General features: G+C 39.3%; 17 protein-coding genes. 7 read left to right on the top strand and 10 right to left on the bottom strand.

Features of this window, described 5'->3' with window-relative positions; all coding sequences use genetic code 11:
- The 7 genes from QMD21_05245 to QMD21_05215 all read left to right on the top strand — a co-directional run.
- The coding region (locus tag QMD21_05245; GenBank protein ID MDI6856168.1) for an A24 family peptidase C-terminal domain-containing protein at positions 1-419 on the top strand (419 nt) is incomplete at its 5' end.
- 12 nt (positions 420-431) lie between these two features.
- Positions 432-1,316 carry a hypothetical protein gene (locus tag QMD21_05240; GenBank protein MDI6856167.1) on the top strand — a complete coding sequence of 295 codons (885 nt, stop codon included), beginning with the start codon at positions 432-434 and terminating at the stop codon, positions 1,314-1,316.
- Entirely contained in the window at positions 1,313-1,801 is a 489-nt protein-coding gene (locus QMD21_05235) for a hypothetical protein (GenBank protein MDI6856166.1), read from the top strand. The genes QMD21_05240 and QMD21_05235 overlap by 4 nt, the downstream gene beginning before the upstream one ends.
- Before the next feature lie 50 nt (positions 1,802-1,851).
- Positions 1,852-4,155 carry an ATPase, T2SS/T4P/T4SS family gene (locus tag QMD21_05230; GenBank protein ID MDI6856165.1) on the top strand — a complete coding sequence of 768 codons (2,304 nt, stop codon included), beginning with the start codon at positions 1,852-1,854 and terminating at the stop codon, positions 4,153-4,155.
- Positions 4,156-4,165: 10 nt separating this feature from the next.
- Positions 4,166-5,056 carry a type II secretion system F family protein gene (locus QMD21_05225; protein MDI6856164.1) on the top strand — a complete coding sequence of 297 codons (891 nt, stop codon included), beginning with the start codon at positions 4,166-4,168 and terminating at the stop codon, positions 5,054-5,056.
- A 25-nt stretch (positions 5,057-5,081) separates the two neighbouring features.
- Positions 5,082-6,026 (top strand): type II secretion system F family protein, encoded by a 945-nt coding sequence (locus QMD21_05220; GenBank protein ID MDI6856163.1) that lies wholly within the window; start codon positions 5,082-5,084, stop codon positions 6,024-6,026.
- 5 nt (positions 6,027-6,031) lie between these two features.
- Positions 6,032-6,481: a hypothetical protein gene (locus QMD21_05215; protein ID MDI6856162.1), complete on the top strand. Its 450-nt coding sequence runs from the start codon at positions 6,032-6,034 to the stop codon at positions 6,479-6,481.
- Positions 6,482-6,493: 12 nt separating this feature from the next.
- Here QMD21_05215 and QMD21_05210 read toward each other — a convergent pair whose 3' ends face one another.
- Genes QMD21_05210 through QMD21_05165 form a run of 10 tightly spaced genes read right to left on the bottom strand, consistent with a single transcriptional unit; the run spans position 6,494 to position 14,160 of the window.
- Positions 6,494-6,787, bottom strand: coding sequence for a hypothetical protein (locus QMD21_05210; protein MDI6856161.1), 294 nt, complete (start codon positions 6,785-6,787; stop codon positions 6,494-6,496).
- Positions 6,774-8,393, bottom strand: coding sequence for a methionine--tRNA ligase (gene metG, locus QMD21_05205; protein ID MDI6856160.1), 1,620 nt, complete (start codon positions 8,391-8,393; stop codon positions 6,774-6,776). The genes QMD21_05210 and metG overlap by 14 nt, the downstream gene beginning before the upstream one ends.
- Before the next feature lie 5 nt (positions 8,394-8,398).
- Complete coding sequence (locus QMD21_05200; protein MDI6856159.1) at positions 8,399-9,256, bottom strand: hypothetical protein; 858 nt, start codon at positions 9,254-9,256, stop codon at positions 8,399-8,401.
- Complete coding sequence (locus QMD21_05195) at positions 9,253-10,347, bottom strand: hypothetical protein (protein ID MDI6856158.1); 1,095 nt, start codon at positions 10,345-10,347, stop codon at positions 9,253-9,255. The genes QMD21_05200 and QMD21_05195 overlap by 4 nt, the downstream gene beginning before the upstream one ends.
- Positions 10,332-10,496, bottom strand: a complete 165-nt coding sequence (locus QMD21_05190; GenBank protein ID MDI6856157.1) for a 30S ribosomal protein S27ae — start codon at positions 10,494-10,496, stop codon at positions 10,332-10,334. Before QMD21_05190 ends, QMD21_05195 begins: the two co-directional genes overlap by 16 nt.
- 3 nt (positions 10,497-10,499) lie before the next feature.
- The gene (rps24e, locus tag QMD21_05185) at positions 10,500-10,841 is read right to left on the bottom strand and encodes a 30S ribosomal protein S24e (protein ID MDI6856156.1); all 342 of its coding nucleotides are present in this window, start codon (positions 10,839-10,841) and stop codon (positions 10,500-10,502) included.
- On the bottom strand, positions 10,831-11,346 hold the full coding sequence (locus QMD21_05180; GenBank protein MDI6856155.1) for a DUF359 domain-containing protein: 516 nt from the start codon (positions 11,344-11,346) through the stop codon (positions 10,831-10,833). Before QMD21_05180 ends, rps24e begins: the two co-directional genes overlap by 11 nt.
- A gap of 2 nt (positions 11,347-11,348) precedes the next feature.
- Complete coding sequence (gene spt4 / locus QMD21_05175) at positions 11,349-11,525, bottom strand: transcription elongation factor subunit Spt4 (GenBank protein ID MDI6856154.1); 177 nt, start codon at positions 11,523-11,525, stop codon at positions 11,349-11,351.
- Positions 11,522-12,088 (bottom strand): DNA-directed RNA polymerase, encoded by a 567-nt coding sequence (locus QMD21_05170; GenBank protein MDI6856153.1) that lies wholly within the window; start codon positions 12,086-12,088, stop codon positions 11,522-11,524. Before QMD21_05170 ends, spt4 begins: the two co-directional genes overlap by 4 nt.
- A gap of 5 nt (positions 12,089-12,093) precedes the next feature.
- Complete coding sequence (locus QMD21_05165; protein ID MDI6856152.1) at positions 12,094-14,160, bottom strand: sodium-translocating pyrophosphatase; 2,067 nt, start codon at positions 14,158-14,160, stop codon at positions 12,094-12,096.
- Between the last annotated feature and the right edge of the window lie 98 nt (positions 14,161-14,258).

Below are 14,258 nucleotides of genomic sequence, written 5' to 3'. Positions count from 1 at the left end.
AGCCTTTACTAGCATATTTTAGTATTAAGCTCTTGTGGCCCTATCCCTTAGTTATACTTACAAATGGCATTATTATCACTTTGATACTACCGTTATGCTTTTTAGTATATAATTTAATACGCAGAGATTTTAAATTCCCACTTTCTTTTCTAGGCTATAAACTAGCTATTGAAGAAGCTGAGCATAAATTTGTATGGCCCTTAGAGGTAGCTAGAAACGGTAAAATTGTAAAAATTTATTTTCCAAAGCGAAGCGAAGATACGAATAAAGAGCTAGAAGCGCTTCGCAGGCTTGGCGCTAAAGAGCTGTGGGTAACTCCTAAAATACCTTTTATCATTCCTCTGCTCGGTGGATTCGTTACCTCTTACTTTATAGGCGACATTATGTACAATATTGTAAAAGCGCTTGTGAGGTTCTGACCTTTGCATTACATGATAAAAAAACTTAATATCGCCGAAACTATTAAAAATTTAATGATGCTTAGATGGGACAGCAAGGCTGTTTCACCAATTGTTAGTATGATATTACTTATTATGATAATGCTTGTTGTAACTGCAGGTATAATGCAGTGGGCTACACCAGTTATTCAGAGAGTGCAGTATGAAGCTCATTACAGAACAATGTTAGGATATTTTGAGAGTTTAGATTTGGCAATTGAAGATGTAGTGAAAGCAGGTATGAATTCTACAAGAGAAGTATCTGTGAGTGTAGGTGCTGGAGAGCTTTATTTCGGTGGCGGGGAAGATTGGAAGATTTCGTACATAGACGAGACTGGTACTGAAAAAACTAATATATCCAAAATACCATCCATAGAGTACAGATTAGCTTCGCCGTTTGGAACCTATATAACAAGATTTGAAAATTTAGGAATTGTTACTCAAGCTGTGGGTGAGCGCTGGTTAGTTAACGAGCCTATAATAATAGAGAGGAAGAATAGCACAGTGCCTGAGAAGACGATAGTTTACATCTACATACTGAACTTTACAAGCGCTGGTATTAAAAGTGGCACTGCTGGAAACTATAAATTTTATATAAGATTGCACTCAACTAACATCATAGGTCCTTCTAAAATTTCAAATCTTACAATTAACATCACTGGCGATTGGCGTAAAACTTGGTATTCTTACTTCCGTAAAGATTACGATATTAAAAATGCAACCGGTGACATTACTAACTTTATAGGCTGGGCACCGGATGAAGCAAAGGATCGAATAATTTACAAAACAAATCGAACTAAGGAGTACTTGACGGTACCAAATGAACTGAATTGGAGAGCTATCATATACGATTTAGAGATAGTATTAAAAATAACATGATAATTAGAATTCGTAGCACTAAAGGCTATATAGAAATTGGCTACGTGTTCACATATCTAATATCAGCAATGCTGCTAGTTAGCGTTATAGCAAACACCAGCAATCTTGCTAGAGAAGCTACCACCTCTTCAATCGAACTCTTACTTCAAGATATAGCTAATAGATTAGCTTGCAAGCTAGAGCAAGCTGTATATTTAGCAAGTGTTTGCAAAAATGCTAGCTTCGATCTTAGCTTCCACTTCTCCACAGAGCTTGCAGGCAGTCCTCCAGTGGATATAAAATACAATATAAAAATCAGTAATACCACGGTAGTTATAACTACCCTAGAAACTAGTGTAGAAGCACACACCTACAACTTAGGTATTGAGCTTAAAGGCGATATAGCAGGATATATTATGGTTAGGGAGAGTGCCTCCGGTTCTAAAGACACTATTAAAATCTCGTATGAAAGCGGTATTATTAGGGTATTTAAGGCCGGAGCATAAAAATAATATATGAGAAAGAACGTATATTTAATAAAGAGGTTTTTCAACAGATGGGTCTAAGAGAGCAGGTTAGGAGAATAAGGGAAGAGCCTAAGGAGAAAGAAGAGGCTAGAGTAGAGGTTAAAAGAGTTATATGCGGTAAATGCTCCTCCTTTATTTCGCCTTTCGCAGCTGAATGCCCTACATGCGGGGCTAAATTTGAAGAGAAAATTATAGAAGAGAAAGGCAAGCTGAAAAAAGTTGCTGTTAGAATAGTTGCTAAAGCTGTTGAAGGGAAAGAGTTTGCAATACCTGAAGTTAAAAAAATCAAAGGCAAGGAACTTTTAGTAGGTGAAGAAGAGGCTAAAGCAATTTTAGGTACTCAAAAAATACCTGCTGAGCTTAAAGTAAAGGTCCCTGAGACAAAGACAGAAGAGTTAAAACTAAAAGAATTTACACCTTACGAAAAAGAGCTTATAAAGGAAGCTGAAGAAGCTGGCGCAAAGGAAGGTTTTAAAGAAGTTAAGGAGTGGGTGGCTGAGGAAGAGAAGATAGGTGAAGAAATAGTCAGAGAAGCAAAGCCTGAAGAATGGGCGGAGGCTAGAAAATATGAGGTTAGAGAGGCTAAAGAGGAAGAGCTTAAAATTGCCACTCCACCACTTGAAAAGGTCGAAGTTAGAGAAGAGCTAGAAGCGCCTGAGTTTGAAGTTATAACGCCATTACCTGAAGCGTTAGAGCTCCCTCCAGAAAAGCCTAAATTAAAAATATTTGATAGATTAAGAAGGAAGAAAAAAGCTGTTGAGTTTGAAGTTGTTGAAGGAGCAGCTCCTGCACCGCCCGGTGCCGCGCTAGGCGTTGAATTCGCTACTCTGGGCGAGGAGTTTGAAGAAATAGAAGTCTATCCACTTATAGAGCCTTACGCCTATGCTAGAATACTATACAATAGGAAAGAGCATACTAGATTTTATGAAATAGTGGAGCCTACACTAACAGATCGCGAAAGAGAAATTCTAAAGACTACTGAGGATGCTTTTACAAAATCTGTTAATGTAAAAATAGACGAGCTAGATAGAGCTCCCAGAGAGCATTTAAGGGCTGCAATGGAAACTATAATAAAAAGTTATTCTTTACCTGTGGCTAGAGAGGAAGAAGATAAATTATTTTACTTCATAGAGCGTGATTTACTCGGCTACGGCAAAATAAACGTGTTAATGAAAGATCCTAATATAGAAGATATTTCGTGCGATGGGCCAAGAACACCTATTTACATATATCATCGTCGATATGAATCTATGGAAACTAATATTGTATATGAAGACGAGCACGAACTTGAATCTTATGTTATCAGATTAGCACAGCGCTGCGGTAAGCACATATCTACAGCTGCGCCGCTGATCGATTCTACACTCATGGATGGCTCTAGAGTAGTTATGACTTTGGGTAAAGAGGTCTCAACTAAAGGCTCTACATTTACTATACGCAAATTCAGAGAAGATCCTTTTACACCCCCTGACTTAGTGACTTTTAGAACAATTTCGCCGATTATGCTCGCCTATATATGGCTTGCAGTGCAATATGGTATGAGCATACTTTTTGTTGGTGGTACAGCTTCAGGCAAGACAACCACGCTCAATGCAGTATCCCTGTTCATACCGATGCATATGAAAATAGTCAGTATTGAAGAAACGCGCGAGCTCAACTTACCTCATCCTAACTGGATACCGGGCTGTACTAGAGAAGGGTTTGGAGGAGAGTTTGCTGCCGGTAGAGTTGCAGGCGAAGTTAATATGTACGATTTACTTAAAGCTGCGCTGAGAGAGCGACCTGAGTACGTTATCGTTGGCGAGATAAGAGGTAGCGAAGCTTACGTGCTGTTTCAAGCAATGGCTACAGGACATACAACTTATTCTACTATGCATGCAGACTCTGTGCCAGGCTTAATACACAGACTTGAGAACAAGCCCATTGAGATACCTAGAGTTATGATTCCTTCATTAGATGCAGTCTGCATTCAAATACAAACTCGCGTTGGCGGTAGGAGAGTAAGAAGAATCAAGCAGATAATAGAAATTATAGGTCTAGACCCGCACACTAAAGAGTTGCTTACTAACGAGGTTTTTAGATGGGTTCCTGCCTTAGATGATTTTGAGTTCTCAGGTAAAAGCTATGTGCTAGAGAAAATAATGGTAAAAGCTAACATAAGGAAAGACGAAATAATGAGTGAGCTCAAGAGGCGGCAGGCAGTTATAGAATGGATGGTAACAAAAGGTATAAGGAAGCATAATGATGTAGCCAGAATAATAATGGAATATCAGGTGCATCCGCAGGAAGTTCTTGAAAGGATAAAAAGCGAGCTTGGCGAAAGGGCTCTTTAACTTTAGCACTATGGTACTTACTGCATATCAAAGGTTATGTTACAAAGCGCTAGGAGGACTTGCTAAAGGGGCTGCGGCTAAAAGTTATAGATTAAAAGACGAGCTTCTATGCGCTAGAATCGAGTTATTGCCAGAAGCTTATCTGGCATATACATGGCTTAATACTGTAATAGGAGTATTTGTAGGCTTTGTAGCAGCTGTAATAATCAACTTACTGCTGCCTTCTTTTCTACCACTGCCTGACATTTTCCACCGACTTATTTTCATTCTATTACCTATCTTGTTTGGAGCCGGTACTTATGCAGTATTCATCTCTGCACCTTCTAGTAGGGCTAAAAAGAGGAAAAGAGACATTGACAGGCGTTTACCTTATGCAGCTAATTTTATTGCTGCAATGGCAAGTGCTCATGCAGCTCCTCAGACTATATTTAGATCGTTGGGCAAGCAGGAAGAAATATATGGCGAAATATCTAAAGAAGCTTCTTGGATATATCGCGATACTACCGCGCTGGGAGTTGATTTAATTACTGCACTTAAAAACGCAAGTTTGCGAAGCCCTTCTGAAAAATTCCGAGATTTTATTAATGGTACGATTGGCACACTAACAGCTGGTGGTGATTTGAAAACTTATTTTATCTCAAGAGCTGAATATTATATGAGGGAGGGTAGAAGAGAGCAACGTGATTTTATAGAGACTTTAGGAATACTGGGCGAAAGTTATTTAGTAGTAGCTGTTGCTACGCCTCTACTGCTCTTAATAATGATGGTTGTAATGTCTTGGGTCGGTGGTGGCGGCTTCGAATTTTCGCCCGGTATCATGGCTTTAATTATATTCATACTATTGCCTGTTATCCATTTAGCATATGCATATATAATCTGGTCTGCATCCCCTGGAATGTGATTAGCAAGAACGGTTGGTGCTACAATTGAAAAAAGCCGAGCTTAAAATTATAAAGCCGAAAGAATACGACTTCTGGATAAAATTAGCTATAATTATAACATCGCTTGCTTTAGGAATAATTTTTTCTGTACTTTATATCAATTCAACAATAACAGCAACTGCTGGTGAAGCAGTAATAAAAGCAGAAAGTGGAAATATAAGTTATTTAGCGCTCGCAGTCCTCTTACCAATAGGGCCTATAAGTTTTTATCAGCATTTCAAAATAAAAAAATTAGATAAAATGGAAGAGAAGCTTCCTGATTTCTTGCGCGATTTATCAGAGTATTGGCGTGGAGGCTTAAGCATGACTGCAGCTATAACAGCACTTTCTAAAACTGAGTACGGGGCTCTAACTAAAGAAGTCAGTAAAATGGCAACTCAAATATCATGGGGAATTGCTTTTCAAGAAGTTCTCAAACTGCTTGCGGAAAGGGTGAAAACTAAACTTGTACAGCGAAGCGTATCTTTGGTTGAGGAAGCGAATCGTGCTGGCGGGAGAATAAGTGATATTCTCATTACCGCTTCTAACGACGCGCGCGAAATAAAATGGCTTGAGTTAGAGAGGAGGAAAGGTACTGCAATGTATGTGATAGTAATCTACGTGGGATTTTTTGTTTATCTCGCAGTTGTAGCAATACTTTCAGGCATCTTTCTGCCTGCAGTGGTATCTGCAGGCGTTGAGGCTACACAGTTTGGAGGGGGCGGGCTTGGCGGAGCAGCTATTGCTGAAGTTGACATAGCACTCCTGGCATTCATATTGTTCTGCTCAGTTTTGATTCAATCTTTGGGCAATGGCATAGTCGGAGGACTTATGTGTGAAGGTAAGGTTATCCCAGGCTTAAAGCATGCCTTTATAATGGGCTGTATAGGCTGGATAACATTTGCGTTTGTAATCTATCCGTTAGTAGGCTTAGCGCCATCCCCTCTCTAATAAAGATGAGAAAAGCGCAAATTCATGTAATAGAAACAGCACTCGGCGCACTTGTATTTATAGTAGCAATACTCTTTATTGGGAGCTTTAGAGCCCCTTTAATGCAGCAGAGCTACTCACAGCAATACTTAAAAACTTTAGGAAACGATGCACTTAGAAGTTTCGATATTGCGCTAAATATTACTGACGCTTCTAAATATCATAACAGTAATCTTACATATGTTATTTTCGGGCCTAACGGTTGGAATGAAACTGGTAAAGAAGGTAATTTTAAATGGCTACTGGATTTTCTTGATAATACACTAAAAGACATATCTTATAATTTATACCTGAGGAACAGCACAACAATAACGTTATTATATTTCTCAGACACTCCCATGCTGAGCACAATTTCAGCATCTAGAAGTATTGTGTATGAAGGTACTGTGTATGAAGTAGAGCTTTTATTGTGGTAGCATAGATAGTTTCTATGCGCTTCCCTTTAATCTATACACCCATTTACAGTTTTTGCATTCTACGTTATTCTCGAAAAGTATCTCGTAATCTTTAGAACCGCAGAGCGGACACAAGCTTTGCGCCTTCTCTAAGTACTCTCTCCCTTTAGGCTTACTGAATATATGTTTACATTGAGAACACTCTACATAATCGTTATAGAGCGGCTTCAAATCGCTACTACCGCATAATGGGCAAGCTTTACCGCTATATTGAGCTACAAAATCTTCGAACATCTCCTTGGTGCTTTGCTTTTTACGAGGCCACATTTTTATCTAATTTCTTAAACAGCATCTCAACTCTTTCTAGTTTGTGCTCTGAAATATCTTCTAAACAATCTCCCCATTTTTTAGATTTAAATCCAAGTTGAGCTTGTAGTTTTTGCGCTGAGAATGGTAGAAAAGGCTCTAGCAACAGGGCCAGAGCTTTTACTAATCTACAACTCACGTAAATGGCAGTTTGACATTTCTTTCTATCCTCTTTTATCATTTTCCAAGGCGCTTTTTCATCTATGTATTTATTGCCATAATGCGCCAGTGCCATTATCTCCCTCAATGCATTTTTAAACTCACATCTCTCTAATGAGCGAGTTACATTTTCGTAAGTATTAAGAATCATTCTGATAGCTTCATTATCCAAATCATCAAGCTCATTGCCTTTCTTAGGAATACCATTAAAATTTTTGTGCGCGAAGCTAAGCACGCGATAGATGAAGTTGCCTAGTGTAGCTACAAGCTCTGTATTGTTCTTTGTAATAAAATCTTCCCAAGAAAAATCCAAATCTTTAGTCTCAGGCATGTTCACAATAAGATAGTATCTTATAGCGTCAGCATCGAATTTTTCTAAGCAGGCAGGCAGCCATACTGCTATACCTCTACTTTTAGAAAAATGCTCACCTTTAAGTGTTAAATATTCGTTTGCAGGTACGTTATAAGGGAGAACAAGTTCGTTGTGCGCTATTAGCATTGCAGGCCATATAACTGTATGAAACGGTATGTTGTCTTTACCCACAAAATAATAATGCTTTGCTCCTTTATCTTTCCAGAAAGCTTCCCAGCTTTTACCGCTTTCTAAGCTCCAATCTTTGCTCGCAGATAAATAACCTATTACAGCTTCAAACCACACGTATAGTTTCTTATCCCGATAGCCTTCTAACGGCACATCAATTCCCCAATCTATGTCGCGAGTTATTGCTCTCTCTTTAAGCTCTTTTACCCAGTTAAGTGTGAATTTGTACACATTCTCTTTCCAAAATTTTTTATCTTCTAAATATTTGAGCAACAGCTCTTTTAGAGCGCTAAGCTTTAAAAACAAATGCTCGGCTTCTCTCCTTTCAGGACTGCTTCCGCATAACTTGCATTTAGGCTCCAAGAGTTCTTCACATTCATAAATTCTGCCGCACTTTTCGCACTGATCACCGCGTGCAGTTTCAAAATTGCAGTAAGGGCAAATACCTTCAACATATCTATCTGGCAGCCAACGTCTGCATTTTTGGCAGTAAAGGGCTCCAACTTTCTTACTACAAATATAGCCTTTTTCAAAGAGCTTAATAAAAAATTCTTGAACTACTTTTTTATGGCTTTCTTTTGTAGTGCGCGAAAAATAGTCAAAACTTATACCTAGCTTTTTCAGGCATTCTAAGTGCTCTTGATGATAGTAATCAACAAGCTCTTTAGGCGTCATATTTCTTTTCTCAGCTTCTAAAGTTATTGGCGTGCCATGCTCATCGCTGCCGCTCACCATTAAAACCTCATTTCCTATAAGCCTATGATATCTTGCAAATATATCTGGCGCTAGCAGAGAGCCGGCTACATGCCCTAAATGGAGAGAGCCGTTAGCATAAGGCCATGCAACTCCTATAAATATTTTTGCCATATTCACTACACACTCTTCAACCTTCCAAGAATAGGTTCATAGACAAGCCCTTTATCCATAAGTGCATTAACTAACTCTTCAACTTCGTCCCGATTTAATGTCAATGCTTTAGCACTATCTAACAATTTTTCCCAGCTAGCGCCCTTGCCAGTATCTAACTGCTTGATAAGCTCCAATATTTTCAGCTCGTTTTCGCTAGGTGTGGCTTTCTCAGGTTTTGGAGGGAGCTCTACTACTTCTTCTGCAAGCTCTTTTGGCGACGCTTCAATTATATGATGCAGCGAATCTGCTATACAGCGAGAATATTTTTCAATTTCTATATCTTTGTAGTAGCCCAGCGCCAGTACAATGCCCTCAGCAAGTTTTTTACTAGCGCCTAAAGCTAATAGTTTATCGACGGTAGGCTCTGAAAGCGCTAAAGCTTCTTGCATAAGCTCTAACCTTTTTTTCGTATGCATACAAGTTTCAAGTACCCAATAATCCCTAATTTCATAAGTTACTTCTTTTATAATTTCAGGTCTTAATGAGATATATGTTACGTTCTCCTGAGCGAGTAGCTTCACTTTACCTATTACAGCCACAATAGAAGGCACACTCATGGAGTTGAGAATATGCAAAGCTTGCTTTTGGTATTCGCCTGCGTATAGTGTAAAAACTCCTGTAGGATCGCTTACTCTGGCTTTCAATAAATTATCAGATACAAGCTCTTTTTCAGCAAGCACGCCAACACATAAAATTCTATTAACTTTAGCTCCTAAAGGAGTGATAATATACGAAGGCTCCCTTTCTTTACCTTCAACTTGCAAGGAAGAAGAGTTTAGCTCTTCCGCAAATAATCGCCAAGCGCATTCCCGTGCTATCATAGCTCCTCAAGCATTGCTCTTGCCTCTTCTACAATATTTCTATCTAATTTCAAGACATTGGTTGCAATAAATATTGCTCCGCGCTCATTTCTCAAAGTATAGCCTTTAAGAGTAATAGGGTTGGCAATCAGTTTGTTTATAAGCTCTTCTGTAACGGCTTCTGGAGAACTTTTAACTGCCAACTCATCAGCACATTCTTCCATACTCTTGCCAAGCAGTTGCTCTGTAAGATTCCTGCCTATTAGAGCGTCGACAGTGCTTGTCCCGTCATCTATTACCGCCTTTATTCTCAAGTCTTTTAATCCTTTTACTTCGCCGTGCAATGCACAGTAATCTTTCTGAATTACTCTTTTACATAATGGGCATCTTATTATCAATCCGCTTCCTGCTCTAATGTCAACAACAAACCCTTCTATTATTACATCAAACCCTCCTATGCGCTCTAGCTCTTTAAGCTCTAGCTTCCGATCTTTAACTTCAATATCAACTGCTAATTTTTCTACAGTAGCGTTAGAATCGAAATTTAGCTGAGGCAACCCTTTGGCAACTCTAACATAGCCATTGGTTATTTTAATTACGTTGCCCTCTTTAAGATTAAAATCGCTCCAAGCCGTAAATGGCAGTTTGCCTGTTTCATCGCCTAGCGTGCCTGAGAAACAAGTCTTTTTTTCGCCTTTTACAACTACTTCTTTCTGCTTCAAAGCTAAAATTTTACCTGTAACGCAAACATTGCTCATATACGTAGTCAAATCTTTAATTTTATACTCAGGCTTTTCCACAGTAACAGCTTCTTTTGTTTTAGTAACTAACGTAGCATCACCTAAATTTATTTGTACTGCGTTACGCCACACAGTAGTGTAAGCGTTTTGAATTCTAATAGCTTCATTTTCTGTTAGATTAAAATCTTTCCATGCAGTAAATTGTAGTGTGGCAGTACCGTCTGTAAGCAAGCCCGAGAATATAGTCTTTTCTTTTCCCGCCACATTAACGGTTCGTTTGGCAACTGAGACTACTTCACATAAGAGCTCTAAATTCCTTTCATGACCTTCTAATTCTGCTAACCGTTTTGTCGCTCTCATGCCTTCTTCCATTCTGTATAGCCGCACTTACCGCAAGCCACTCTATCTTTATGCACAGCAAGCCAGGTAGCAGGACCGCATTTAGGGCATGGCTGCAAAACTCTTTCTGGCTTACCTCCCTTTATTCTGTAATATTGATGCGATTTTCTTTGGACTGCCATAGATCACTTTTCTTTTGGCTTCTCTTCTTTCTTTACACCTTTCGCTACTTTTTTCTCCTTCACTTCTATAAGTTTATTTCTGGCAAGCAAATGTTTGCGCTCTGATTTTAGTGCGTCTTGCACTGAGCTATACGCTTTCGCATATCCTAAAGTTTCTTCCGCGCCAAACGCTGAGTGCATCCAAGCTATCACTATATTTTCTTTAGGTACATTTATTAAAGGAGCGAGCTGTGCTTTTACAGCGTCTCTTTCAGGAGTTTTTTCTTTTTTATGCTTGACTTTAAATTCGAGCTCAACTCTGTTAAGTAGGATGTTTTCTTTTTTAGTTAGAAGCTCAACTTCCATGTTGCTTCTCCATTTCTTTCAATATTTTGTTTACTAGCTTTTTCTCTTTTTCAGTTACTTCAATTACTGCCAGCCCTTTCTCAGGCAGTCCGTATAGTACAAATGTATTTTTAGGCGCTAGTGCAATACAAGCTAGAGATGCTAAATCTTCCTCGCCATCTATTTCAATTCTAGTATTTTCGGAAGAGCAGTAAGCTTCTTTAATAGAATCCCAGAGTTCTGAAGTTATCGTACCGGCTGGATTTTTTACCTTCCTTACTCTACAATATATTTTTGAAATTTCAGATTTCAACTTCTCGCTACTTTCACGTTTGCTTTTAAAATCTACAACTGCAAGTTTAGGTGCTATACCCCTTCTATAAAGTTCCAAAGTCGCAATATCGCCTACTACAGCAATAGTTTTAGCTTTTACCAAGCTATCAAGTTCTTTACTGTTAGTGACTACTTTCCCTCTAGACCTTTTCAGCTCCTCTCTCAACTCTTCAGGCAGTTTGTAAAGATCCATTTTTATTTTACTTTTAATGCAAATTTTCCCTCTTTAATAACATTCATTTTTTTTGCGATCTCTGAGCGCCGCGCATCTAAAACTATCAAATAGCCATGCCACTCTCTAGAAAGCGCTCCTCCACAGTTAGGGCAAAGCTCTTGATCTGTAAGTGTGTGGCAGTTCTTGCAAGCTTTCATTTCTTCTCCTTTTTCTCGACTTCCTTCTCTGCCTCTTCAAGCCATTCAAATTTACCAACTCCTGGCTGACGCATTGTAAGACCTATTTTACTGTCTCTAGGTACTCGCTCATTAAAACTTAAGGTTACTATTCTAGCTCTTACTTTATCACCTACTTTTAAATCGCGCTTGCTCTGCTTACCTACAAGTCTCTGATTACCTGCATCGTAGCTTATTCTATCATCCATAACTTGGCTTATATGTACAAGCCCATCTAATGAGCCGAGCCTTACAAAAGCTCCGAACTCCAAAATCTCGCATACGAAGCCTTCAACTATTTCTTGCAGCTCTGGCTTAAATGCAAGAGTGGTGAATTTAACTTTTTGATAAACGCCTGGATCGCCATGTACTATTTTACACTCTTCAACTCCTTCCACATCTGTGATAATGAGATTGAAGATACCGTTTGCAAGTCTGCCTTCAAAAGTCTCACGCGTTACTTCCTCAGTAACTTTCTCAAAATTTTCAGATAATTTTTCAGGTGGAATTCTTATCACATCTTCTCGCTCTAAGAGTACGTACATTTTTCTCACCATATTTTATAAGCTACTATAACTGAGGCGAATACCAAAGAGACTATTGACATGAGTTTGATCAGGATGTTGAGTGAAGGCCCTGCAGTGTCTTTGAAAGGATCGCCAACAGTATCGCCTGTTACGCTGGCTTTATGAGCTAAAGAGCCTTTACCCCCTAATCTACCCCCTTCAATATATTTTTTTGCATTATCCCAGGCGCCACCACTATTAGCCATTGTAGTTGCAAGTAAAAAGCCTGTAACAAGAGCGCCTACAAGCAGTCCTAGAAGGGCATTAGTACCTAAAATTAGCCCTACCACAAGAGGACTCATAACAGCTAAAAGCGCGGGAACGACCATTTCTTTCTGAGCCGATTTTGTGCATATGTCTACAGCTCTGGCATAGTCAGGCTTTGTAGTGCCTTCCATAATGCCCTGCAACTCTTTAAACTGGCGTCTGACTTCTAAAACAATACTACCAGCAGTTCTACTTACAGCACGCATTGTTAGAGCGCAGAATATAAAAGGTAACATTCCTCCTATGAAAACACCTGCGAGTAGCTTTGGGTTAGCTATACTTAACTCATCGGAGCCAAGTGATACTTTTTCTTTATAAGCAACTATAAGTGCAAGTGCTGTTAAAGCGGCACTGCCAATAGCAAAGCCCTTACCGGTAGCGGCAGTGGTGTTACCAAGTGCGTCAAGTGCATCGGTACGTTCCCTTACTTTGGGATCTAGCTTCGCCATCTGCGCTATACCGCCTGCATTATCAGCTACTGGTCCATAGGCGTCTGTAGCTAATGTAATACCGAGTGTAGAGAGCATACCCACTCCAGAAAGACTTATTGCGAACAATCCTAAAGTTGGATTTGAAGCGCCACCTGCTAAAAAGTAGCTTGCTAGTGTAGCGGCGCTGATTGCAAGAATAGGTAGTATAGTACTGAGCATGCCTACTGATAGTCCTGCAATTATTACAGTTCCAGCACCTGTTTCTGCAGAGTGCGAAATAAACCTAGTCGGCTTATACTTTTGCGAGGTATAATATTCTGTAATCAATCCTATAGCTAGTCCTGCAGCTAAGCCTGCAAGAACTGCGTAATATAATCCGATTCGCTCTATTCCTACTATGTAATAAATCGCAATAAACGCAAATATTGCAACAAGCAGCGAGGCTATGTAAATTCCCCTTCTTAATGCATTTAAAAGTACTCGCTGCTCTACCTGCTCTCCTTTACTCCTTACCAGAAAACTACCAATAATAGATGCTATTATTCCTACTCCTGCAATACTTAATGGCAATATTATACCATGCCCAAGCCCGCAGGCGAATGCAAGTACAATTCCAGCTACTATTGCGCCTGCGTATGATTCATACAAATCAGCGCCCATGCCTGCGACATCGCCTACATTATCACCAACTTGATCTGCAATTACAGCCGCATTTCTAGGATCGTCTTCAGGTATGCCTTTCTCTACTTTACCAACTAAATCAGAGCCTACATCAGCGGCTTTTGTAAATATGCCTCCTCCTACTCTAGCAAATAGCGCAACAGAACTTGCGCCCATAGAGAAGCATAAAAGCGCGCTTGTAATATTTTCTGGTTTGTTTACTGTGTAGTAATAATCCAGCCCTAGATACCAAAGGCTCAGAAACAGTAATGCCAAGCCTACGACTACAAGTCCCATTACCATACCGCTAGAAAAAGCTACTCTCAATCCTTTATTAAGAGATGTTTGCGATGCGTAAGTAGTTCTAGAGTTAGAATTAACTGCTACAGTCATTCCTATATAGCCCGCAAGTGCTGAGAGTAAGCCCCCAGTGAGAAATGCAAATGGCGCAAAGACAGTCAGAAAATTTTTTATACTTAGTATCAGCAATATAACAAATACTGCAACCAGAAATACTGATACTCCCATGTACTGCCTTTTAATATATGCTTTAGCCCCTTCCCTTATTGCCTTAGAAATTTTCGTCATTTCTTCAGTGCCTTCGTTACTCCTTAGAATACTAAATATTAAATAACCTGCAAAGGCCAATCCAAGTAATGAGCATATGGGCGCTATTAATAATAGATTGAACATTTATATATTCACAGTCAAGTTCGCATTTTTTATATTTTTTCTTTGAAGCCCTTTTCTTTTTAGAAAAAAGAAAAGCCCTTCACGGGAAAAGAAAAACA

It is taken from the genome of Candidatus Thermoplasmatota archaeon (assembly GCA_030018475.1).
In the GTDB taxonomy this organism is placed as follows: Archaea; Thermoplasmatota; JASEFT01; order JASEFT01; family JASEFT01; genus JASEFT01.
Note: the sequence above shows the minus strand (reverse complement) of the source record. Positions and strands in the feature narration are given on the sequence as shown.

What these genes read in the sequence shown, in the direction of transcription:
- QMD21_05240 (MDI6856167.1), top strand. Translation starts at nt 432, where the DNA reads ATGATAAAAAAACTTAATATCGCCGAAACTATTAAAAATTTAATGATG.
- QMD21_05230 (MDI6856165.1), top strand. Translation starts at nt 1,852, where the DNA reads ATGGGTCTAAGAGAGCAGGTTAGGAGAATAAGGGAAGAGCCTAAGGAG.
- QMD21_05180 (MDI6856155.1), bottom strand. Translation starts at nt 11,346, where the DNA reads ATGGATCTTTACAAACTGCCTGAAGAGTTGAGAGAGGAGCTGAAAAGG.
- QMD21_05215 (MDI6856162.1), top strand. Translation starts at nt 6,032, where the DNA reads ATGAGAAAAGCGCAAATTCATGTAATAGAAACAGCACTCGGCGCACTT.
- QMD21_05195 (MDI6856158.1), bottom strand. Translation starts at nt 10,347, where the DNA reads ATGGAAGAAGGCATGAGAGCGACAAAACGGTTAGCAGAATTAGAAGGT.
- QMD21_05165 (MDI6856152.1), bottom strand. Translation starts at nt 14,160, where the DNA reads ATGTTCAATCTATTATTAATAGCGCCCATATGCTCATTACTTGGATTG.
- QMD21_05225 (MDI6856164.1), top strand. Translation starts at nt 4,166, where the DNA reads ATGGTACTTACTGCATATCAAAGGTTATGTTACAAAGCGCTAGGAGGA.
- QMD21_05170 (MDI6856153.1), bottom strand. Translation starts at nt 12,088, where the DNA reads ATGTACGTACTCTTAGAGCGAGAAGATGTGATAAGAATTCCACCTGAA.
- rps24e (MDI6856156.1), bottom strand. Translation starts at nt 10,841, where the DNA reads ATGGAAGTTGAGCTTCTAACTAAAAAAGAAAACATCCTACTTAACAGA.
- QMD21_05210 (MDI6856161.1), bottom strand. Translation starts at nt 6,787, where the DNA reads ATGTGGCCTCGTAAAAAGCAAAGCACCAAGGAGATGTTCGAAGATTTT.
- QMD21_05200 (MDI6856159.1), bottom strand. Translation starts at nt 9,256, where the DNA reads ATGATAGCACGGGAATGCGCTTGGCGATTATTTGCGGAAGAGCTAAAC.
- QMD21_05190 (MDI6856157.1), bottom strand. Translation starts at nt 10,496, where the DNA reads ATGGCAGTCCAAAGAAAATCGCATCAATATTACAGAATAAAGGGAGGT.
- QMD21_05235 (MDI6856166.1), top strand. Translation starts at nt 1,313, where the DNA reads ATGATAATTAGAATTCGTAGCACTAAAGGCTATATAGAAATTGGCTAC.
- spt4 (MDI6856154.1), bottom strand. Translation starts at nt 11,525, where the DNA reads ATGAAAGCTTGCAAGAACTGCCACACACTTACAGATCAAGAGCTTTGC.
- metG (MDI6856160.1), bottom strand. Translation starts at nt 8,393, where the DNA reads ATGGCAAAAATATTTATAGGAGTTGCATGGCCTTATGCTAACGGCTCT.